The 22468-nt window shown below is 38.8% G+C and carries 23 protein-coding genes; 11 read left to right on the forward strand and 12 right to left on the reverse strand.

The annotated features are described in order from the left end of the window. Positions 1-48: 48 nt before the first annotated feature. Genes SHI21_RS11660 through SHI21_RS11675 form a run of 4 tightly spaced genes read left to right on the forward strand, consistent with a single transcriptional unit; the run spans position 49 to position 4981 of the window. Entirely contained in the window at positions 49-2604 is a 2556-nt protein-coding gene (locus SHI21_RS11660) for a SpoIIE family protein phosphatase (protein WP_323576762.1), read from the forward strand. 1 nt (position 2605) lies between these two features. Next, on the forward strand, positions 2606-3076 hold the full coding sequence (locus SHI21_RS11665) for a hypothetical protein (protein ID WP_323576763.1): 471 nt from the start codon (positions 2606-2608) through the stop codon (positions 3074-3076). A gap of 1 nt (position 3077) precedes the next feature. Next, positions 3078-4586, forward strand: a complete 1509-nt coding sequence (locus SHI21_RS11670) for an ATP-binding protein (RefSeq protein WP_323576764.1) — start codon at positions 3078-3080, stop codon at positions 4584-4586. Then, positions 4583-4981: a response regulator gene (locus SHI21_RS11675; RefSeq protein ID WP_323576765.1), complete on the forward strand. Its 399-nt coding sequence runs from the start codon at positions 4583-4585 to the stop codon at positions 4979-4981. Before SHI21_RS11670 ends, SHI21_RS11675 begins: the two co-directional genes overlap by 4 nt. A 5-nt stretch (positions 4982-4986) precedes the next feature. Here the strand turns inward: SHI21_RS11675 and SHI21_RS11680 are convergent, their stop codons facing one another. The 6 genes from SHI21_RS11680 to SHI21_RS11705 all read right to left on the reverse strand — a co-directional run bounded on the left by SHI21_RS11680 (position 4987) and on the right by SHI21_RS11705 (position 11139). Continuing rightward, the gene (locus tag SHI21_RS11680) at positions 4987-6438 is read right to left on the reverse strand and encodes a hypothetical protein (protein ID WP_323576766.1); all 1452 of its coding nucleotides are present in this window, start codon (positions 6436-6438) and stop codon (positions 4987-4989) included. 137 nt (positions 6439-6575) lie between these two features. Continuing rightward, positions 6576-7709 (reverse strand): vitamin K epoxide reductase/DsbA family protein, encoded by a 1134-nt coding sequence (locus SHI21_RS11685; protein WP_323576767.1) that lies wholly within the window; start codon positions 7707-7709, stop codon positions 6576-6578. Positions 7710-7722: 13 nt separating this feature from the next. After that, positions 7723-8310 carry a polyphenol oxidase family protein gene (locus SHI21_RS11690; RefSeq protein ID WP_323576768.1) on the reverse strand — a complete coding sequence of 196 codons (588 nt, stop codon included), beginning with the start codon at positions 8308-8310 and terminating at the stop codon, positions 7723-7725. Further along, positions 8300-9373 (reverse strand): RluA family pseudouridine synthase, encoded by a 1074-nt coding sequence (locus SHI21_RS11695; protein WP_323576769.1) that lies wholly within the window; start codon positions 9371-9373, stop codon positions 8300-8302. The genes SHI21_RS11690 and SHI21_RS11695 overlap by 11 nt, the downstream gene beginning before the upstream one ends. Before the next feature lie 2 nt (positions 9374-9375). Continuing rightward, entirely contained in the window at positions 9376-10158 is a 783-nt protein-coding gene (locus SHI21_RS11700) for a helix-turn-helix domain-containing protein (protein WP_323576770.1), read from the reverse strand. 24 nt (positions 10159-10182) lie between these two features. Beyond that, positions 10183-11139, reverse strand: coding sequence for a P-loop NTPase (locus tag SHI21_RS11705; protein WP_323576771.1), 957 nt, complete (start codon positions 11137-11139; stop codon positions 10183-10185). A 252-nt stretch (positions 11140-11391) separates the two neighbouring features. Here SHI21_RS11705 and SHI21_RS11710 point away from each other — a divergent pair, with 252 nt between their 5' ends. After that, positions 11392-12057, forward strand: coding sequence for a diacylglycerol/polyprenol kinase family protein (locus SHI21_RS11710; protein ID WP_323576772.1), 666 nt, complete (start codon positions 11392-11394; stop codon positions 12055-12057). On the opposite strand, the gene SHI21_RS11715 is transcribed toward SHI21_RS11710, so the two are convergent. Then, entirely contained in the window at positions 12058-12711 is a 654-nt protein-coding gene (locus tag SHI21_RS11715) for an LON peptidase substrate-binding domain-containing protein (RefSeq protein WP_323576773.1), read from the reverse strand. Between the two features lie 105 nt (positions 12712-12816). Here SHI21_RS11715 and SHI21_RS11720 point away from each other — a divergent pair, with 105 nt between their 5' ends. Then, on the forward strand, positions 12817-13731 hold the full coding sequence (locus SHI21_RS11720; protein WP_323576774.1) for a type I phosphomannose isomerase catalytic subunit: 915 nt from the start codon (positions 12817-12819) through the stop codon (positions 13729-13731). Positions 13732-13851: 120 nt separating this feature from the next. Here SHI21_RS11720 and SHI21_RS11725 read toward each other — a convergent pair whose 3' ends face one another. From SHI21_RS11725 to SHI21_RS11735, 3 genes are all read right to left on the reverse strand, one after another. Then, entirely contained in the window at positions 13852-14193 is a 342-nt protein-coding gene (locus tag SHI21_RS11725) for a hypothetical protein (protein WP_323576775.1), read from the reverse strand. Between the two features lie 155 nt (positions 14194-14348). Continuing rightward, the gene (locus tag SHI21_RS11730) at positions 14349-14759 is read right to left on the reverse strand and encodes a hypothetical protein (RefSeq protein ID WP_323576776.1); all 411 of its coding nucleotides are present in this window, start codon (positions 14757-14759) and stop codon (positions 14349-14351) included. Between the two features lie 90 nt (positions 14760-14849). Next, entirely contained in the window at positions 14850-15947 is a 1098-nt protein-coding gene (locus SHI21_RS11735) for an esterase-like activity of phytase family protein (protein ID WP_323576777.1), read from the reverse strand. A gap of 90 nt (positions 15948-16037) precedes the next feature. Here SHI21_RS11735 and dacB point away from each other — a divergent pair, with 90 nt between their 5' ends. Genes dacB through SHI21_RS11760 form a run of 5 tightly spaced genes read left to right on the forward strand, consistent with a single transcriptional unit; the run spans position 16038 to position 20725 of the window. After that, a complete protein-coding gene (dacB, locus tag SHI21_RS11740; protein ID WP_323576778.1) occupies positions 16038-17429 on the forward strand; it encodes a D-alanyl-D-alanine carboxypeptidase/D-alanyl-D-alanine endopeptidase in 1392 nt (463 codons plus the stop codon). Positions 17430-17437: 8 nt separating this feature from the next. Further along, positions 17438-19204 (forward strand): adenine deaminase, encoded by a 1767-nt coding sequence (adeD, locus tag SHI21_RS11745; RefSeq protein WP_323576779.1) that lies wholly within the window; start codon positions 17438-17440, stop codon positions 19202-19204. Next, positions 19201-19473 (forward strand): GIY-YIG nuclease family protein, encoded by a 273-nt coding sequence (locus SHI21_RS11750; protein ID WP_323576780.1) that lies wholly within the window; start codon positions 19201-19203, stop codon positions 19471-19473. Before adeD ends, SHI21_RS11750 begins: the two co-directional genes overlap by 4 nt. Continuing rightward, on the forward strand, positions 19470-20096 hold the full coding sequence (locus tag SHI21_RS11755) for an HD domain-containing protein (protein WP_323576781.1): 627 nt from the start codon (positions 19470-19472) through the stop codon (positions 20094-20096). The genes SHI21_RS11750 and SHI21_RS11755 overlap by 4 nt, the downstream gene beginning before the upstream one ends. 23 nt (positions 20097-20119) lie before the next feature. Next, positions 20120-20725 (forward strand): carbonic anhydrase, encoded by a 606-nt coding sequence (locus SHI21_RS11760; protein WP_323576782.1) that lies wholly within the window; start codon positions 20120-20122, stop codon positions 20723-20725. Here SHI21_RS11760 and SHI21_RS11765 read toward each other — a convergent pair. Beyond that, complete coding sequence (locus SHI21_RS11765; RefSeq protein ID WP_323576783.1) at positions 20718-22160, reverse strand: phytoene desaturase family protein; 1443 nt, start codon at positions 22158-22160, stop codon at positions 20718-20720. The two genes, SHI21_RS11760 and SHI21_RS11765, sit on opposite strands and share 8 nt — an antisense overlap. Positions 22161-22211: 51 nt before the next feature. After that, positions 22212-22436, reverse strand: coding sequence for a DUF5522 domain-containing protein (locus SHI21_RS11770; RefSeq protein ID WP_323576784.1), 225 nt, complete (start codon positions 22434-22436; stop codon positions 22212-22214). Positions 22437-22468: the final 32 nt, after the last annotated feature.

Raw genomic sequence — 22468 nt, forward strand, 5'->3', positions numbered from 1 at the left:
CTTATTGTAACATTAAGCTACATAATTTAATTGCTAGGAAGATTAATCTTGATTAGAAAAGTCAAATTTCCATTGAAGTACAAGTTCGTCTTGGCGATCTCTGTGCTACTCCTTCTGACGATGGGGTTTTACTTATCTTACGCTCTTAATATTTTTAAGGCCGATAAGGCCGCCGATGTTTACTCGATTACACTGACAAATTCTATTTCAGTAGCAGAAAGAACCAAGCTGCTTATCAATGAAGACGTTCAATTTTTAAATAATCTAAAAGATAGTACTGACGGCGATAGTATCTCTAAAAAAATGGAGAACATTACTCAGACGAGAGACGAAGTCCTGGGCGTCGAGTGCCTGGTGAATAATGAAAACTATTTAAGTTCAAAGAATTCAAGAAAGCTTGAAGAACTTACCAATGGGCCGAATGAGTTGGTATTGAATGAGGGGACTGGAGTTTTAGGTATTCTAAAAACGCTGCCAATCGGAACGACAAAAATCGATATTTCTCCAGTGAAAAACTATCCATCTCACTTTTCAATTATCAAGTCTCTAAATCAGAACTTAAAATGTGCGATTCATATCTCTTATGAAAAATTAATGCCTCTGATGAATGAGACCCTGAATTACGGGACTTATATCCTGACCTCAAATGGGAAAACCTTTTTTAAGTTAAACAACATCAACCTTCCGGCAGACGTTAAAAAGATCGTAAACGACCCGACAGTTGTCGATATCGAACAAGGTGTAAAAAAGTTTGATGATAATGGAATTTCTGTTATCCGAGCTTTCTCTAAAGTGCCAGGAATGGATCTGATTGCCATTACTGAGATTGAAGAAAGCAAAGCTTTTATGGCCTCAAGTTTATTAATTCAGAAATCTTTTTATTTTGGATTACTAATTTTATCTATCGCAGTGATTGCAGGGATTCTTTTTACGAAGAGAATGACGAGAAATGTGCAGACTCTTTTTGAGGCCACAACACTTCTTTCTAAAGGGGATTTCAATGTCAATCCGGTGGCAGAAGGAAACGATGAAATCGGTGCCCTGACAGACTCATTCGTCGACATGAAAGACAAGATTGTCATGTTCATGGAAGAAATGAAAGAGAAGGCGCGAATTGAAGGGGAGCTTAAAGTCGCTCAACTGGTACAGAATTCTTTTTTCCCAAAACATGCCGTACTCAAATCAACTTTTGGTTTTGATGGAAGATACATGCCAGCTTCAGAATGTAGTGGAGACTGGTGGGGGTATTTCGAGCAAGGATCTAAGGTTAGTATTATTGTCTGCGATGCTACCGGACATGGAGTTCCCGCGGCCTTAATTACAGCGGCCGCTCATAGCTGTATCTCAACTATTAAAATCGATGCAGAAAAAAACTATGTTTCTCCAGGGCGAGTCCTGGAAAAACTCAATAAAGTTGTCTGCTCAATGAATTCAGAAATTTTAATGACCGCTTTTGTTATTGAAATAGATGAAGTTAAAAATCAGATCACTTACTCAAATGCTTCTCATATGTCGCCATTTCTCATCCATAAAACAGATGGCGATTACACTAAAGAAGGAATTGATCCATTAATTGGTAACAACGGTGCCAGAGTGGGAGAGAAGATGGAGACGACTTATCAAGAGTCGGTTCTCGCGATCTCACCAGGTGACAGAATCGTTATGTTCTCTGACGGTCTGACTGAAATGGAAGTTGATGGTAAAGCTTGGGGACAAAGAAACTTTATTAAAAGTATTTTAAAAGGCTGCAAGAGAGAGTCTAGCGGGCTTATTAAATCTATCCTTGAGGACTTCGGAGAGCATAGAAAAAAAGCAGCACTTCAAGATGATATCACTCTTGTGTGTGTAAGTTTTGAATCAGAAAGACTTGTTGTTGATGACCCTAATGCAAAAATTGAAAGCAATGGCCCTTATGTCATCTCGAAGTTAACAAATGAAGAAAATATTGATTTGTTAGAAAAAAATAAAATTAATCATCTTATTGGGCACAATACGATTGATTTAGGCCATGAAGTACGACTGGTTGAAAAACTAGAAAGTAAAAATAAGTTTATTTTAGAAGACTATATAGATCCAAGTTTTAAATCAAAATCGTGGAATCTGATGTCTAATTTAAAAATCAAAGATGTCATTTCTGATATGAGCTCAATCTTCTCAGACGATCTTTCAGAAGCGGTAAAACCAGAAGTCTTGAAGCTAGTCAGCGAAGAGCTTTTATCCAATGCCTTTTACCACTCAGGTGGGGAAGGGAATCCTCTTACAAGAGGGCAGGAGATCCTGCTGACTCCAGATAAAGAAGTTGAATTCTTATGTGCCACTAATTCTGACTTTGTTATTTTATCAGTCAAAGGTCCTACGAGCTTTTCTTCACGTGAAAAAGTCATCTCAAGTATAAAACGGGGTTATAAAGAAAAGGCCCCTTTAGATGGTAAAAACGGAGCAGGACTTGGGCTCTACATGATTTATGAAAATACTAATCAGTTCTGGGTGATTAATGCCGGCCCGAACTGTGGACAAATGATTTGTGTGTTTGAAAAATTTAACCGTTACAAGAAGGCCCGCGAGCGTGTGACGTCTTTCCATTACCTGGCCAAGGAGAATTAAGATGAGTGAAAAATTATTAATTAACAATAGAATTACCGGCGATGAAGCCCATATTTCACTGGAAGGTATCATTGATGAGGATGCCAACTTTGATAAAATAAAATCCCTTAAGATGAATCAGTTCGTCTTTGATTTTAACAATGTGACCATGATCAATTCATGTGGAATCAGAGAGTGGATTAAATATATTCAGGAAATTGAAAACGCGACAATTTCCTATATCAATTGTCCGCAAATTATTATTGAGCAAGTGAATATGGTTCACGGATTTATCAGAAAAGGTATTACCGTAGAGTCTTTCTACGCGCCATACTTTTGCACCAACTGTGATACCGGAAAAAAGATACTTTTAAAAAATAGTGAAGTCGTCAATATGAAGCCTCCCGCTAAAACATGTAATACATGTAGTGGAGAGCTGGAGTTTGATGCAATTGAAAAGCAATATTTTAGTTTTTTAAGCCAAGGGAAATAAGATGGAGTCTTTTGAGTATTTAGATGATTTGTTTGAGCCGGTTCTTGTGGCCGAGTTAGATGAGAGTATCGCGTATTACAATGCGAGTTTTTTAACTCTCTTTAAAACCACTCCCAGACTAATGCAAAAGCAAACCAGTATTTTAGAATACCTTACGCCGATCATTCCGGATTTCGAAGCGTATTTTAAAAAGATACTCGAACACGGCCATGCCGTGAGTTCAGAGCTGAACTTCTTTTTTGAAGACCAGTCTTACACTTTAATTATTAAAGGTGTTAAAAAAGACATGGACTGTATTATGTTGCTCTTTAAAGATGTAACAGTTGAAAAACAATTAAATGATAAGTACCGTGCTCAGTTGGAAGAATTGAAGAGTTCATACTCTCAAGTCTTACAATTTGATAAATTGAAAGTTGTAGGAGAGATGACTGCTAATATCTCTCACGAAATCAACAATCCCTTAACAGTTGCTGTAGGGAACGCTGAACTGATTACGTTTTGCCTTGAAGCTCCAGATCTGAACACTCAAAAAGATAATATTGAAAAATATAACAGCAACGTAAATCACTCTTTAGAGCGTATTAATGAAATCATCACCAATATGAAAGAATTCCTTCACGTGAGTGAAGAGAAGAAAGAATATTGTGATGCCAATGAAATTATCGAAAAGTCGATTACCTTTGCTAATCCTTCTCTGAAAGATACAGATATTAAAGTCAATGTGAGAGTCAACGGGCCGGCACCGATTCTTTTAGTTAATAAAGCAAAAGTAGAACAGGTCTTTGTTAACCTTATTCAAAATGCTATCGATTCTTTAAAAGAAGCTAATATTAAAGATCCTAAAATTGATATTGAACTTACGACTGAGAAGAATGGAAACTTCATTCGTATCGACGTCAATGATAACGGAACAGGAATCAGTCTGGAAAATCGTGAAAAGATTTTTACTGCTTTTTTTACTACAAAAGAAATTGGGAAAGGAACTGGACTTGGACTTAGTATTTCCAACCAGATCATCCAGTCTCAACAGGGGAGACTTCAACTTGTTGATTCAGAAATCGGTGCTCACTTCAGAATTACATTACCGGCCATTGGAATTGCAGGTCTGGTGAATGGAAACTGGGAAAAACAAATTAACGAAGGGGATAGAGTCAAAAGAATCATGGTTGTTGATAACGAAATCAATATCCTGAATCTTTGTCTGAATTTCCTTTCTGAAAGTGACTTCTCTTTCCTGGGTGTCACCAGCGCAGCGGAAGCTTTAAGAGAAGTAGAAAGAACATCAGTCCATATGATCATTACAGATTTAAAAATGCCGGATATGGATGGAGAGAATTTCGTTCGCGAACTTCGCAAAAGAAATATTAATATCCCGGTTCTCTTTATGACTTCTAAAGACTCAGTAGAAAAATACAAAGATATTAAAACTGAACTCGATCTAAAAGGAATTATCTTAAAGCCTTTTACTCGAGATGAACTAGTTGGCGCAATTGGTGCAATTATAAAATGATTAAGAAAAGAAAATTCGCCATTCTTGTGATAGATGACGATACAAAAATTACAGATATGATTCAGGCGTATTTCAGCGTTCGAAATGCTGATATCCACTGTGTCGTGGCCGCTGATGTTCAGCAGGCAAGTTTAAAGCTTAGCAATCAGGAATTCGATGTAGTGGTGATCGATAATATCATGCCGAGAAAGATGGGAATTGATTATGCTCTTTTTTTAAAGCGCTCGATTAAATACTCAAAGATGTCGATTATTCTTATGTCAGGAGCTCTTCAACAAGAAGATGTCTTAAAGGCCGTAGAAGGCGGTATTAAGGACGTTTTAGTTAAGCCCTTCACCCTTAAGCAATTTGGCGAAAAGATCGCTCCTTATATAGCAAGATACCATCAAAGCTAATGGCCTTATTTGGCCATTGCTTTTTTAGTTTCTACTTTGTCTGATGGCGTACTATCTTTAACTTTTTTCGAATCATTAATTAGCACTTTCTCATCTCTCTTACTTTTTCCATTCACACCTTTTAATGCAGCTAAACTGTCCTGGAGGTCATTGGTATAACAGCTTTTTGCACCAGGAGCGGCGAATATTGGGGTAAGAAAAACTTCATATGCACATTCAGTTGAGTTATCTATATATCCGACAACTGCCTGAACATCACATGTAAGCATCTGCTTATCTGAAAAATACTTTTTACACTCAACTTCATGAGTTCTCTTATAACTTAATAACTGAGCATGTGCTTCCTCTAGCTCATAACATCCTTTTTCTCTGTCTTTAAATGGAACCTTAGGAGAAAAACGAAAATCTTGAGGCAAACTCATCTTTGATGATGGAGTTTTATTTTGCTGAAGAAGTTTGAGAATACTTTCGGGACTTGCATTTGGTGTTTGTAACACATTTACAATTTGTGCCAGTAACTCATCTGAGATATTTTCATTCTTAAACACTTCGTCCATTACTGTGCGATATGAATCTTTAGAAAATAGAGTCTGAATTAAAAAGGCCTGATTATTTGTAAACAGATCAGATTCATTTAAATGCTTAAAGTATTTTTCTACGCCTGGTTTCATATGATTTTTTGAAAGTGTCTCAAAGACCATCGACTTCGCTTTGCAAAGCTCACCATTTTTAAAACTATTACATGTTTGAACATTTGCACTCAGATTACTTTCATCAGCTGCAGGGAAACTTAAACCACAAATAATCTCAAGTTGAGTGTATTTAGAATTAAATTCGAGAGCTTTATTTAAAGGCATCTTCTCTAGTAAAGTCCCTAGTGATAGCAGTTTTTCAGAAGGCAGAGAATTAACTAACTTATCAAGGTCTTTCGGTTTCCCGTGATAGCTTTTTGCTACTAGTCCTGCATTTTTTAATTTCTCAGCTGGAATTCTTTTGATGATATCCATCGTGTCATAAAAGACTTCATCAGTATTTAGATCACCCTCATCCATTCCTTTTCTTTCTGGATAAAGCGCTGCCATTAAGTAAGGAAATGTATCCAGAGCTTCTTCAGGAATGGCCCTAACAACTTTAAGAGCATTGTCGGGAGAGAGTGCTAATCTTTTATAGGTTTGTATTTTACCAGTTCCCCAGAGAACACCAATACCAACCTTCACCTCTGGAAGAACTTCAATTGTGGAGTTCAGTAAAAAGTTGATGGTTTTTTTCTCATCACTACTTCCTGCTGCCAACGCCATCTTATCAATGCTTTTTTCATATTTAGTACAGAGTGTTTCGACTTCTCTCTCATCGACTTCCATTGCTTTTAATCGATCCCCGCAGGAGTCGAATAAAGCATAGGCCTGAGTTGTCATGAGTGATAACCCTAGAAGCGTAAATTTCTTTATCTTGGACATGATAAATCCTATTTAAAAAGCCTGTGTGGACTTATCGGGTATTAGGCAAAATAACTTTAGATGGAGGGGGAAGGACTTGAATTTTTTAGGAGTTAGGCAAAAAAAAAGGCCCGCATGAAGCGGGCCCCTTACAAGAACTATTTTTGAGAACGTTTTAAAATCTCATCCATGATCGCAAACAATTGATCAGATGGAAGAACACCTTCAATCTTCACACCATTCAATAAGAACGATGGAGTTGATCTAATGTTAAACGGAGTCGCGGCAGCGATGATCGACTGAACTTTTTCTTTTGTCTTTGGATCAGCAACACACGCTTCTAATTTATCAGACTTAATTTTTTCAGCGATAAAGTCAGCGATACGATCCTGGTTATGGAAGATCTCATCATGAACAACACCAAAGTCAGCAACTGGCTTACAAACAGCGTAGTATGCGGCCTTACAAGCAGACTGGTGCATTCCACGTTCCATTGATGGATTACATGCGCTATCAAGTGGGTAGAAGAAATATTGAATATCAATTTTTCCACCGTAGCGAAGTAGGATTTGTGGCATCATCTCAGATAGTGCACGACAAGCAGGGCACTCAAAGTCAGAGAAGATTTGCATTTTAATCGGAGCATTTTCAGCTGTCGCGATTTTGAATTCAGATACAACTTTAGGAGCACCAAGATTTGGAAGACCGTAGTACTGATTAATTAAATCATTTGATACAGCAGTCATGTTTTCAATTTTTTTGTTTACGTTCATTTTAACAAGAAAGCCTACAGCTAAAAAGATCACAGCGAAAATCACCAGAATAGCTGGATTCGGTGAATACGAAGGGCTTTTTTTGTAAAACAACCAAAGCGTTAAAGCAGAAGTGATGTAGTAAAGAGTACAGAATGGACATAATCCACCCAGACCGAATAATGAGTAAAAGAAAAGCAGAACACATCCCACCAGATTTATAATAAGAATGTAGTAAATAGTCTTTTCGTAGTTTTCGTTTTTAACGAACATTCCGATCATTGTTAAAGCACCAATCAAAATTCCAAAAATTGAAATCGGAACACCAGCAATATTTGAAGCGGCTGATAGAGTAGTTTTATCACAGTTGAAAAAACTGTTCAGGTTACATAACGATCCTGACTCTAATCCAGTTGGAAATTTTAATTCAAAGTAATGGCCAGTTAGGTAAATAGAAAACCCGATCATAAGGGCACTTAGAACGAAAATTGCGATGGTCGTGTTCATCGAACTCTCAAGGTAGACAGACTTCTTCGTCATAATAAACTCCGTTTTATTTTGGGAAATAGATATTCCAATTTCTCTGAGTAGTTTTATCTCTGCGGTAGCTATGGAATTTTAGATTTGAAAAAGTGCATAGTCCACAGTCTTCAATAACAATACCAAGGTAGGCATCAACTAATTGGCGTGTCGCCACATATTCCATGTTGAAATAAATTTTACCATGATGTTGAGTAAACGCTTCTGAAAAATTAGGGAAATTAGATAAAAAGTCGGGCTGAACTTCGTAATGTTCAGGTCTGATATGAGGACCAATAAAGGCGTAGATAGGATTGATAGATTTCACTAAATCATTTGCGAGAATATTCTGAGCAAGTCCTCGCCACCCAGCGTGAATGACAACGTGTTTGTCTTTTCCAAGTAAAACGATAGGCACACAATCGGCCGTAAGGATTACTTTAGGAACAGAGCTGTCTCCGATGATTCCATCACCTTCGATTTCAACAGAGCATTTGTCTTCGGGAATAACTAAGTCTGAGTGGGTTTGTTTGACTTTAAGGAAGTCAAAGTCAGGTCGGGCGTTAAATACTATGAAGCGCCCTCTTAAGAGAGGCGCTTCGAAAGTAATATCAGAGATCATTCAATGCATCGTTCTTTAATTTAGAGTAAGCGAGAACCTTTTGGAAGATTTCCGGAGGTGGAACTTCAAAGCGCATTCTGGCATTCGTTATTGGATGGATAAATCCTAAAACCTTCGCGTGAAGGAACGGATATTGGTAACCATTAATTAATTCTTTGTAGTCAGGCCCCAGTTTCATGAACTGCTCATTTGGAGATCCGTAAGCGTAGTCACAAATGATCGGCATTTTTAAAACGTCAGCAGTGTGGACTCTGATCTGGTGAGTACGACCAGTTTCAAGTTTAAATTCCATGTGAACGTGTTTTTCAAATACATCGAGAACTTTATAGTTTGTCACAGCACGTTTACCGCGCGAAGTGAAAGCTTTCATCTTAAGTCTGTTAGACGGGTCACGTGCAATTGGATGCTCGATTGTTCCGTATGACTGACAACGATTTCTCATAACCAGTGCTTCGTAAAATCTTTCGATGTCGTGAGTAGAAAATAGTAGAACAAGCCCTTCGTGAGCGGCCTGAGTTTTAGCGATAACCATAATCCCGCTCGTCCCTTTATCAAGGCGGTGGACAATTCCCGGACGCTTTTGATCGCCCACACCCTGGATGTCATGGCAGTGAAACAGAACTGCGTTCACTAAAGTTCCAGTGTAATTCCCTGGTGCCGGATGAGTGACAAGACCAGCTTGTTTATTCACGACAACTAAATGCTCATCTTCAAAAAGAATTTCAAGAGGGATGTCCTCAGGAAGTGCAGTTGATGGAAGCATTGGTGGAACAAGAATATTGATGATCGTGCCTGCTGCAGGCATTTTCTTTAATTCAATTTTTAAATCTGGATTAGGTGAATCATCTGAAACACAAATCTGATCTTTTAAGAAAAGATTTTTTAAGAATGTACGCGAGTATCCTTCCGCACTTTCAGTTAAATACTGATCAAGGCGTTTGTATTTTTCGCGGTCTTCATTTGTAATTGTAAAAGTCATGAAATCTTCAGCAGTATCCGCTGAAGTATCACCTTGGGCTTCATGAGTTTCTAAGGGAGTGTTTTCTAAATTTTCATCATTCATTTTTATGGCTTCAGTTTTTTCATTCTGGCGACATAAGAGTTAGCTACAACTTCAGGTTTTAACTTCAAGCATTTGGCGTATTGGAAAACAAACCCACGCACATAAACCGGTGCAGGTAGTTTACCAAAATCTTCCATCTCAATGCCTTGAAGATACATACGAGAAACTTTCGTCATATCACTCAGTCGGTCCAGATCCAGGTTTTTATATTCGCGGATCTTTCTTAGGAAATCACCGGTAAATTCAGTCGCGTCTTCAACTTCTTTCTCAAAATCGGCGTTGATTACATAATCAAGCGCGAATCTCTTTTGAGTCACTAGTTTGTTGACGTTGGTTGTATTCGATCCTGTGCTTCCTTGTCCATAACCATTTACAGAAACATCTGATCCGGTCGTCTGAGAATTTAAAATAAAGTCGGAACTTGGCATAACTGAGCTTACAGAAGACTGCATTTGGGCTTCACTTCTCTCTTGTCTAAGAGGAGTAACCCTATCTGATAGGTGATTATAGCTCATTTGGTTGAAATCACGATTAAGCCCACGAGCTTCATCATAGCGCTTTCGTTTAGTCGGGTCAGATAGGATAGAATAGGCTTCTTCTACCAGCTCCAGGACGTTTCGGCACTCTTCCGGGCTCATTAGCGAATAAAGTGCTAATGAATCTGAAGAATAGGCCGCGCGCGCTCTTTGGTAGCTATGGTAGATCTCTTCCGAACGGGCATTGTTCGGAATTTCTAAAACTTCATAATAATTTTTTAGATCAGATGTCGTAGTGTTCATGTTCATATGTAACTCTGCTTTAAGCTTTGATTAGTTAATATTCAGTAGACGATGAATGATACGGTCGAAGTTGTTCACGAGAGTTGAATTCGGGAATTCCATTAATAATGGTTTTCTCTTCTTCACACTTTGCCAAACTGTCGCATCGTAATCCAGGTAACCTACGTAATCGAGATTGATCCCAAAGTACTTCTTTGAAATCAGCTTCATTGAGAAACCGATATCAATATCAGACTGAGTACGAACCTGATTAATAATTAACTTAGGCTGCAGACGTTGAATTTCTGCGCGAAGTTTTGCACCCACTGTCGGGTTGATTTCAGCTACGCGATTGATGAGATCGGCAGGAGTAGAGTTCTGAGATAATTTTGCATTCATCGCTTGGTCAATCAGAGGCCCGATCTCTAAAAGTTCTTCGGCCATTTTTAATTTGCGGTGATAAACAGTTTTGATAAATCTGTACGAGTTCTCAATTGAAGTAGGTTCAGGAAGAGTCGTAATGATTCCCTGATCAGCAGCAATGAAGAAGTCGATTGTATTGAAAGTTGTACCAGCACCAAGATCAAGTAGAACGTAGTCTACTGGAAGCTCGCTGAATTGATTCAGAAGTTTCGCTTTGTGCATTTGTTTTAAGTTAGCAATTCCCAAATCATCTTGAGCACCACTGATAATAAAAAGATTATTAATCGCCGTTGGAGTCAGAAGTTCAGTCAATGTTCTTACTTTTTTTGATAGATAATCAGACAGAGTTTTGTCTGGAATTGGCACACCAAGACAAGTGTGGAGATTCGCTCCCCCGAGGTCCAAATCGATTGCCGCAACTTTATGACCCATTAAGGCTAAACAAATTGCAAGATTTGCTGTTACTAAACTTTTCCCAACACCACCTTTTCCACCACCGATGGCCCAAATTTTTGGGGCCCCTTGAGGAGTTAAGTGCTTTTGAAAATCACTACTTAGACTACTTTCGTCGTTGTTATTAAACACAAGATTCCATCCTAAAAACTATGGCAAAATCACATCCAATTGTATTTGCTTAATTATTATAGGAAGAAAAGTTCAGAATGTAAGGGAAAAAATAGCAAACTACTAATTTCAGGTATTCTTGTAATTAATGCATAGAGATTTACTCTTATTTGATCTTACGATAACCTTAAAATCGATAAATTAGATACTTGAAGGAAATAGGCGATCACAAAGCTCAGCTATGTGGATTGCTTGGAACTTAGGAGCCTTTTAATGGGTCAAGCGTTTATGTCACAATTTAGAATTAGTTCTCCGTTACGAATGAGATCAGACCTGCACTTAACACGCAAGGTTTGGCATATCTCTACAGGCCTTATTGGTCTGGTGGTTTATAAGAAGAGTGGATTCACACCAGAATTCACCGCAACTGCATTGCTTACTCTTGCGATCGCGGCTTTCTTATTTGAGCTTCTTCGTTTGAAAAATGAAAAGGTCAACCAGTTGGCCATGGTTCTCATGAAACCGGTGATGAGAGAGTCAGAGCGTAACTCAGTAAGTGGATTACCATTTTATGCGTTAGGCGTGTCATTAGCACTTTTCTTCTTTCCAGAGCGAATCGCAATCCTGGCAATCCTGTTTTTAATCTTTGCTGATCCAATCGCATCTTTCATCGGGATTCTTTACGGAAGAGATAAAATTCTTCCTAATAAGTCACTTCAAGGAACGATTGCAGCTTTCTCAGTTTGTTATATCGCAACACTGGTTTACGGAATGATCTACGTTGGCCCTTCGATGAACCTTCTATTGTTCGCAGTAGCTGCTGGAATCATCGGATGTGTTTCTGAAATGTGTTCGCAATTCGTCGACGATAACCTTTGCATCCCAGTTGTATCTGGACTTGGGCTATTTCTAGTTAATTTCATTTTTCAAATTTTTTAATCAAACAGCATCTTTTATATCTGAAAGAGCATCGAGGCGTTCAAAATTTTTGATCGCCTCGGTCATTTCAGTATCTTCAATCTCGGGAGATTTCCCTCGAAGAACGGCATCCATAAGTCTTATTCGATCAGGCAATGAAACACTCGATAAGAAAATTTCTTTGAGTTCCACATCTTTGATCACCAGCAAGCACAAGTTATTCACCAGCCTGTGTGGAGAGTTCATCTCTTTCAAAAAGCGCGAGCGTTCATTGGTTGAAGTAATATGACGTTGCAACCAGCTTGATAAAATCTCATGCAGTCTCTCGACTGAGTCATCGAGAATGGCACCGACTTCATCATTGTCAAAATAGTCTTCAACTTCAAACACAGGAAAAGGAATGTGCTGCTCTTGAGTCAAGAGCTGGGCCCTGGCAATTCCCTGTACAAGAACTGTCATGCTTTTATCGTCATTGTGTTCAAGCAGCAAAATTCGTCCGATAGTACCTACTCGTTTGGCACGCGTACTAGGGTGGTAAAAGAGTAAGGCCTGATTCTGTTCATGGCACTCTACAAGGACTTCTTTTGAAATCCCATCACTCACCGTAAGTGGAATAACCGTCTGCGGAAAGAAGACGTTATTAAACAAATAGAGGGTCGGATATGACTGTTTCATATGAGGACATTTTAACCGAAATGCCATAGTGACTGTAATACGGTTCTATTAGCTTGAAATCTCTTATAGACCTTGAGATGATGGTGCCCATTCTTAGAGGATTATATGATTTATTATTTAACTCCCTCTACTCACAGAACCATCTGGGGTGGAAAAAAATTAGAGCATTTAAAAAACCTTCCACATGTTGAAGGGGCCGATCCTTATGGTGAGACATGGGAAATTTCCATTCTTCCAAAAGGTCCTAGTTTATGTGATGGGAAAAATCTTGTTGTTGATGAGAGTGTTGAAGAACTTCCCTACATGGTGAAGTTGATTGATACAGCAGCGGCACTTTCAATTCAGGTTCATCCGACTGATGAATACGCACGTCTTCATGAAAATAGCAGCGGGAAAGCTGAATGTTATGTGATTTTAGAAGCAGAAAAAAATGCGATTTTATATCTTGGTATGAAACCAGGTGTGACGAAAGAATCATTTCAAGATGGTCTGAAAAATAAAAAAAATATGAGCGAATTTTTAAACGCTTTTATTGTTAAGCCAGGTGATTTCTTTTTTACTCCTCCAGGGACAATTCATGCGATCGGCGCTGGCATTACCATGGCCGAAGTTCAGCAGAGCTCAGGGATTACTTATAGAGTTTGGGACTGGGATCGTCTTGATTCAGCAGGAAAGCCGAGAGAGCTTCATGTTCAAAAATCTCTTGATGTCATTAATTTTGATCCTGCGGCCAATACAAAAAGTTACTTCAAAGCGAGAGAAGGTCTCTTTAGTACTGAAGGAAAACTTGATCTGGTTGAACATGAGACGTTTAAGTTTTCATTGGTAAATTTAAAGAAAGGTCAAACGATTAAGCTTCCGCTTGAGAAAGCGCGCAGGCTTCCATCTATCATGAACATTCATGGAAAGATTACGATTAATAATCAAAGTGTAGAAAAGTATTCAGCAGTATTATTTAGAAATGAAAGTCTGTTGGATGTTGTGGCACTTGAAGATACGTCGTTTATTTTGATGACTTAAAAGAGACTTCCCCCAATTCATTCCACCCCAGAAAAAAAGAAAGCCTTGCGACAGGGGGGGCTGGGGCAAGGCTTGATATCGCTCTACTTGGGGGGGCAACCAGCGCGATAATTTTTAAATTTATTTCTTTTCACAGCTCAGTGGATACGTCACTTCATGACCTGTTCTCGACTTGATAATGATGTAGTCATTAACGTCTGAGAAGCTGTTCATATCAGCAATGTGAATTGTGTGTTTTTGATTTTCAAATTCCACAACTTTTGTCACACCCATATCTACACTTTTAGTTCTGCTTGAAACAGAAGCTAATGTTCTTTTTGCGTGAGAATCAAACTCGTTAAAGAATGTAACTTTTTTGTCACTCACTTCAAAAATCTTATTCATACGTGGTGTATGGCAAAGAACACTGGCTTCAGTGTTGAAGGTAAGTAAAGTTAGAAATGTCATAACTAAAGTTTTCATAACGTACTCTCTTTTGAGGTTCAGTTATGTTCTATGATGCATGGGATATGCCAAGTTTTAGAATGTGAGTTGTAGGGGTTAGAGAGGATTGGGTGTCTAAAAAATAGCGACTGTCTAAAACATTGACGAAATATTAGACAGTCGCTGGTAAGGGCTTATTTCTTTGTGCAGTTAAAAGAGAAAGATGATGCTGGTTTTTCAATCGAGTACTTTACAGTCGTAGGATTTACAGTAGTAACAGATAGAACCTCTAACTGGTCTTTAAACATCGTTAGAACTTCAATTTGTGATCCACCCTCTCTACATGATGCTTTAACCTGAGAATCGTCAGTAGAAGACTTACGAGTCACTCCATCAACAATATATGATCCAGAGTCACCACTGTTTTCGTCAGCAATACCGATCTTTACTGTATTTGCTGCAGTCTTTTTAACTGATAGATCAAGAGTGTCTCCATTAATTGTACAAGTGTATTCACCAAGAAGTGATTTACAATCATTTAGTCCAATCACTGCAAATGATGGAAATGAAGTTACCAGTAATACGCCTAGAATAAATTTTTTCATATAAGCTCCTAATAAGTTGTTCTGCGATAAGGTTTTGGTGATTATCGCAGAAAATTTATTGAGCTTGATGTGAATTGAAAAACTTACGGCCTACTTGTTTAAAATTTCGACAGCTAGAAAAAGTGTTCTTTGGTCTGAGTTGAAATTGTTATCACTTACAACGATCAGCGTGCGATTCCCGTTTGGTAGGATTGGCCCAAAAGAGATGCCTTCGATATTATCCAGTACCTTTGGGTTCATAAGATCTATAAAGTCGTCCATTTCAAGAACCAGGACTTTCTCAACAGGCGTGAAAGGGGCAGACTTTAGTGAGTCTATTTTAGAGACATCAGTTGTTTTGTCGTTGATTGAGCATTTAAAGATGCGAATGATGTTTTTGTTGATCCTCGCAATCCAGCTGCGCTCCATAATGTAGAAGTTCTTATCATCGATAGCTGCGATATCCACAACACCATTATCACTTGGACCTACGTTAATAGATTTCAAGGCCTCGATCTTTTCTAAAGTGTAGGCCACTTCACTAACAGGTTTTAAATCTTTATAGATAACAATACGTGTAGTGGAAGCATTCGAAATAGAAGAGATCTCTCCATCTTGAATAAGAGCGTCTTCTGCGGCCATGAAAGTTGTCTTGCCATCAAGAGTTGTTGAAAGCGCCTCAAACCCTTTATTGTCGCGAGCACCAGCTGAATCCATTTTTCCTGTTTTTGGGATAAGGAATTTTTCAGGAACAGGTACAACTTGTTTGAAGCTTCCATCTCTCCCAAAGAGATAAAGTTCAGATGAAGTAGGAGGGCTACGTCTGATTGAGCCTTCTGAGCTAATCAGAATATCTTTACCGTATAAAGAGATGCCTTCAAAGTCGGCTTCGTTTTTCTTGTAAAAGGTTCCGTCTGCTTGTTTTAGTTTAACAACTTTTGAAGGAGTCACTGCAAAAGACTTCGCAGTAAGTTTGATATCAAATTCATAAAAGCGAGTTTCGTTGACCCATGACTTATCGTCGCTGATCGCGAGCAATTTGTTTTGAGCTCTATCGTAAGTGATTCCTGAAAGCCCACCGATTTCAGTCCCTTGAAAGACAGTTCCAGTGTTGATGTTTACGTCGCCAATAAAGCGTAGTGTATCAGTTGCATATGCATGTGTGCATAGGAGAGTCATGACTAAAAAAAATCTTATTATGCGAGTCACATTAAGTCCTTGTGGGAAATGGGGTTATGGCGGTAAAATAGTTCCATAAATTCATCAACTCACCAAGCACTTTGTTAGGAAAATAGCACAATGAAATTAAATCTTTTTTTAGCTTTTTTATTTACTTCAACGAGCGTCTTTGCTGTAACGGAAGCAGACTTTAAAAAGTTAATTAAAAAGCATCACTTCAATGAGTCAACTCTTGGTTTATATGTGGAAGCAGATGGAAAAAGTGTCATTGATATTAACGGTGGCAAGTCTATGGTGCCTGCGTCGTTAACGAAGATTGTTACTGGAGGTGCCATCCTTACGAAGATTCCTTTAAATAAAAAATTTGTGACAGAGCTATGGAGCAAGGCACCTATCGAAGGGACAACGCTTAAAGGCGCTCTATGTTTGAAAGGTGGAGGAGATCCATCTTTTGTTTCAGAAAAAATGTGGTACCTGGTCAATGAGTTTGTTCGCACAGGTGTGAAGACAATTGAAGGAGACTTGATAATCGATGCGACGAGATTTGATTCAGAAGGCTTCGATGCCGGACGTGAATCAGTAAGAGTGGATCGTGCTTACGATGCTCCGATTTCTGCCATGTCATTCAACTGGAATAGCGTTAATGTTTTTATCAGACCAGGGGATACTGTTAATGGCCCTGCAAAAATTTTCTTAGATCCGGTTAGTGATTATCTTGAGCTGGAAAATAAAACAAAGACAGTAGAGAAGTCTGGAGTGAAGACACTTGAAGTGTCACGCGTTCGTCTGGGATTAAAAGATAAAATTATTATCACTGGAAGCATTTCAAAAAATGCGACTGAAGCCGTTGTCTATAAAAGTATTTCTAACCCGACACTTTGGACGGCTTCTCACTTAAAAGAATTTTTAAAAGAAAGAGAGATAACGATTAAAGGAGTTGTGAAAGAAGGCGAGTGCGAAACTGATTCAAAAGTTTTAGCTTTCGTTAATTCTAAAAACTTAAATGAGATCACAAGCGACATGCTTAAGTTCTCAAACAACTATGTAGCGGAGATGCTGGTTAAGAACCTTGCAGCGGAAACGGTAACTAAGAATGCTTCGATGAAAGATGGAATTGAGGCGATTAAGACTTATTTAGATCAGGTTGGATTGCGTCGTAGTGATTATGTACTGGAAAACGTTTCAGGACTCACTCGCGACAATAGATTTACTCCAAAACAACTTGCCTTAGTGTTAACTAACATTAAGAATGACTTTCTCATTTTTCCTGAGTTTTTATCAGGTCTGCCAATCGCAGGAATTGATGGAACAATGAAAAATCGCCTGAAAGGTGGACTGAGTTTAGTCCGTGCAAAAACTGGATACCTTGATGGTGTTGTTGGTCTTGCCGGATATATCGGAAGACAAGATAAAGGTCCTTTGGTTTTCGTTTTTCTTTTTAACGGTGGATTTGATCAAGGCCTTGCTGCCCGTCCATTATTTGATGATCTGATTTCCGCAATTTTAAAATAGGTTTAAATATGTCACTAGCAAATAAAAGAACTCAAACCCTAAATCGCGAAGAACTAAAACATGTTCTGGCGGTTGCCCGAGGGGAAGAGCGTCCTGATACAATTATTAAAAACGTTAAGATCTTGGATCTGATTAACGGTGGAATCTTTGACTCTGCGATTGCGATCGCGGGAAAAACAATTGCCGGTATTGGATTGGAGTATCTTGATTTAGATGCACCGAAAGCTCACGAGTATATCGATGCAGGTGGAGCGGTTGCTGTTCCTGGTTTTATCGACGGACATCTTCACATTGAATCTTCAATGATGAATCCATTTGAATTTGAGCGCATGACTCTTCCGATTGGAACGACGACTGCGATTTGTGATCCACATGAAATTACAAATGTTATGGGAGACAGAGGATACGCCTGGTTTCTTCGTTGCTCAGAACTTATGCACCAAAATCTTTTCGTGCAGACTTCGTCATGTGTTCCAGCTCTTCCAGGATTTGAAAGTAATGGAGGAGAGTTCAAGCTTTCTGAAATGCTCAAATACAAACAACACCCGAATGTTTTAGGTCTTGCTGAAATGATGAACTTCCCGGGAGTCATCAACGCCAACGACGCTGTCTTAGATAAGATCGAAGCTTACTCTGATTTAAACCTTGATGGGCATTCACCACTGCTTCGTGGGAAAGCTCTGAACGCTTATATCGCTTCCGGAATTCAAAACTGTCACGAGACAGTGACTCAGGATGAAGGGCGTGAAAAACTGCAAAAAGGAATGGCGCTGATTATCCGTGAAGGGTCAGTAGCGAAAAATATTAAAACTTTTGCACCACTAGTTTCTGAATTCAATTCTATGCAATGTCTATTGTGTACAGACGACAGAAACCCGTTTGAGATTTTAGAAGAAGGGCACATCAATTACATGATCAAAAAGATGATCAATGAATCGAAGATGCCAGTTCACATGGCGTATCGTTTGTCTTCTTACTCTGCTGCAAAACACTTTGGACTAAAACGTTTAGGATTAATTGCTCCAGGTAAACAAGCGGACATCGTTTTATTAAATGATGTGAACACTGTAGATATCAAATCAGTATTCATTGCAGGAAAAGATATTACGAAACTGAAGCTTGATGAAACAATCGAGAAGAAGTTAGCGGATTCTAAACCACCACTAGAAAATACAATTAAAAGAAAACCTCTTAAAGCATCTGACTTCGCTTACAACTTGAAAGAGGGACGCTACAACGTTATCGAAATCGTAAAAGACGAAATCATCACTCACCATTTAGTCAGTCACTTCGACGGACAAAAATTCGAGCACGATGATGTTCTTTTCATGGCCAACATCGAAAGATACGGTGCTGAATTAAAACCTGCATTAGGTTTAGTTCGCGGTGCCGGATTAAAAGAAGGGGCGATCGCTGCTTCAGTTGCCCATGACTCCCACAACCTGATGGTCATCGGTAAAACGATTGAAGATATGGTTGTCGCTGTAAACGCACTAATCGCCTCAGCAGGTGGTTTATGTGTTGTTCAAGACCAAAAGGTCACAGGACTTCTGGAACTTCCTCTAGCTGGTTTATTAAGCTTAAAAACGGGAGGAGAGATCTTCCACGATATTAAGAAATTAAAAGTCGCTTACAAAAATATCGGTATCACTTTAGAAGAACCATTTATCCAGATGGCCTTCTTAGCATTGCCGGTTATTCCAAAATTAAAACTGACTGACCGTGGTCTGTTTGATGTAACGACATTTTCATATATCGACCTCGAGGCTAAATGAATTGGTTCGTCTACGTTATACTAACTGCTAAAGGCAAACTCTACACAGGGATCTCTACAGATCCTGAAAGAAGATTTGTCGAGCATTTATGTGACAGAAAAAAAGGCGCCAAATTTTTTAGAAGTGACTCACCCGTAGTGATGATTCATCTCGAAGAATTCGATACCATGTCAGAAGCACTAAAACGAGAAATTGCCATCAAGAACTGGCCGACAGCTAAAAAGCGCAAAACTTTTTTAAGCAACCTTCAATACGAGTTAAGCGTATGAACAATTTCGAAAAACTTTTCTCAGAAAAAATCCAGAACGTCTTAGGATGTCTTGATCCTGCTCATGATCTCGCTCACGTCACAAGAGTCGTTTCCACTGCTAAAAAATTAGCTCTTGAAGAAAACGCTAACCTTGAAGTTGTGATACCGGCAGCATGGTTACATGATTTAGTTAATCTTCCCAAAAATCATCCTGATAGAAAAAAGGCTTCAGTGCTTGCGGCCGATGAGGCCCTGGTTTTCTTACAATCAGTGAATTACTCACAAAAATATTTTAAAGAAATCCATCACGCAATTTGTGCACATAGTTTTTCTGCCAATATTAAACCAGAAACTCTGGAAGCTCAGATTGTTCAGGATGCGGATCGTCTCGATGCCTTAGGTGCTATTGGGCTTGCCAGGCTGTTTGCGATTACTACCCAACTAGGTAGACCTTTTTACGATTTTAACGATCCATTTGCCCAAAATCGCCCATTAGATGACAAAGACTTTGGAATAGATCATATTTACATAAAGCTCGAAAAGATTTCTAACTCGATGAATACTAAATCGGCCCGCGTCGAAGCGCTGCGAAGATTCAAATTTATTGAAGAATTTTTAGACGAATTAAAAAAAGAAATATAGCTTAATGCTATAGAGGTTCAATTATGAGAAAGGCAGATAACTGGCAAGACGCTTTTAAATTACTAGTAGAAGGAAACATTGCTTTTTCTGAGGGGAAAACAAACCACCCAGAAAGAGGAAGAGAAGTCATGTTCTCGCAATACCTTCAACAGTTCCCATTTGCAGCGATTTTAAGTTGTGCTGACTCTCGTGTTGTTCCTGAACTTGTATTCGATGTTGGTATCGGTGACCTGTTCACATGTAGAATCGCTGGAACTGTACTATCAGATGCCGTAATCGGAAGTATCGAGATGGCAGTAGAAGTTCTTGATGTAAAGCTCATCGTGGTTATGGGACATGAGAATTGTGGAGCTTTCAGAGCTTGTATGAATCCTGAAAAACATCCGAACATCAAAGGTATTTCTTGGCAGTTAATTCCCATTATTGAAGAGCTTCGTCCCATCTATGGTGGAAATCCAGCGAACCATTTATACCATTCAATCGTAGCGAACGCTCGTAAGGTTGCTCAGCAGCTGCAAACTGTTGGTCCGGTATTAAGTCCAAAGATTAAAGCGGGTGAGTTAAAGATCATTCCGGCGTACCACAGTTTAACGACTGGGAAAGTGACGTTCTTCGAACCTATTAATTAGTTAAGTACTCTGTGAGATTTTGAGCTCCAAGCACGACAGCGGCAATTCCTTGTCCAGGAAATTGTGTATCACCAAGCATGTAGAAATTTTCGATTGGAGACTTTGCGATTAAAAAATCCATAGGATTTCTTTTAAGCGAATGTGGAATTCCCCCCACCAGGCCATTGTAGCGATTTGTATATTTGATAAATGACTTTGGCGATCCTGTTACAATATTTTGCAGATCATTGTCTTGAAGCTGAAATTTATCTTTTAATATGTTCAGGATATATTCTGCGCTCTCTGCTTTTTTCTTTTTATAATCATCAATTTCTAATCCAAGCCAAACATTTGCTCTCGTATGAGTTGAAATCGTGACAACTTGTCTTCCATTAATAGATCTCACCTTATCGTCAGGATGAGAGAGCGAAACAAAGAACGAGCGAGTGTCACAATGAGGAATGACATCCGTGTGAATCTGATAATAAAGAGAAGATCTATTTCTATCCGTTGGTATCGTTAGATAAATCATAAAGGCCGACCAGCACTCATCAGGATTAAGAGCAGGATAGTTAAGATAAAAATCTTTAATCTTCTGATCTTCAAATAAATCAACATGATTCCAAAGTGGAATTGTAGAAATTAATTTTTTACTTTTATAAACACCTTTATTCGTAACAACTTCAAATCCACTCACAACAGGAACAATTTTTTGAACTTTATTTCGATAAAATATATTCGAACAATTCGAAGCAATCGCATGGGCAAAAGCTTTCATCCCACCAGTGGCATAAAAAGTATCATCAGGATACCCAAGGCCCATCGATCCCATGAGTAGAGGAGTGTCCTGACGATTGTTCTGGGCCGTGATGAAAAGCATTTCATCAATCATGCTTAGGTATTCGGGATCTGTGATTTTTTGTGAAATTAATTCCTGATCAACACTTTTTAACAATGCAGGTAGAGTTCCAACTGCACCCAATGTTTTAAAATTGAAAAACGAAGATATCTTCTTAAAGGATCTAAGCGGTATATTTTTAAAAGTCGTTGAAAGATTCCATCCCTGGTTTTCAATCTTCAAAAATTTTGTCCATAGTGTTCTGTGATCAATATCAGGAAACTTCGTTTTTAATTCTTCCATCCATTGATCAAAATTTTTAAAGCGATTTACTGTTTGAGACGGCAGTATTGAAACAATACCCGGATCAATATTCGTAAGCTCTAGTTTCAAATCTAATTGTTGAATTAAATTATAAAGCGGACGACCTTTTTTTAACCCGGAAAGCGTCGTTGCTCCGGCATCAAATATAAAACCATCACGTTCGAAATAAGACGAACATCCACCAGGAATCGAGTGAGCTTCAAGCACAGCTACGCTATGGCCTTTTTTCTCCATGAGTGCGGCAAAACTAAGGCCTGCGCTTCCCGCGCCAATGACGATGTAATCGTATTCCATGATTCAATCATAGCTGTAAAATTTCGATATGTGAGATTGTCTAAAGGGAATCTAGTCGTCTTCTTCTTCGTCGTCATACTCAAATGTCTCCCAAGCGTCGTTATACTCCGCTGGAACGTTTGGATCGACCTTATCTGAATATCCATAGGGACAATTTGCACAACCACTCTGACAGCAGTGTCCGCGCTTCAAAAGATAGTGAGCTGTGAATACCAGGTTGCCGTCTTCGTTGATGACGTAATCGAGGTCTTTGATGAGTGTAGGAGAGCTTGTCATAATCTAAAAAAGGGTAAAAAAAACGGCCCCCG

The organism is Bacteriovorax sp. PP10 (genome assembly GCF_035013165.1).
GTDB classification, from domain to species: Bacteria; Bdellovibrionota; Bacteriovoracia; order Bacteriovoracales; family Bacteriovoracaceae; genus Bacteriovorax; species Bacteriovorax antarcticus.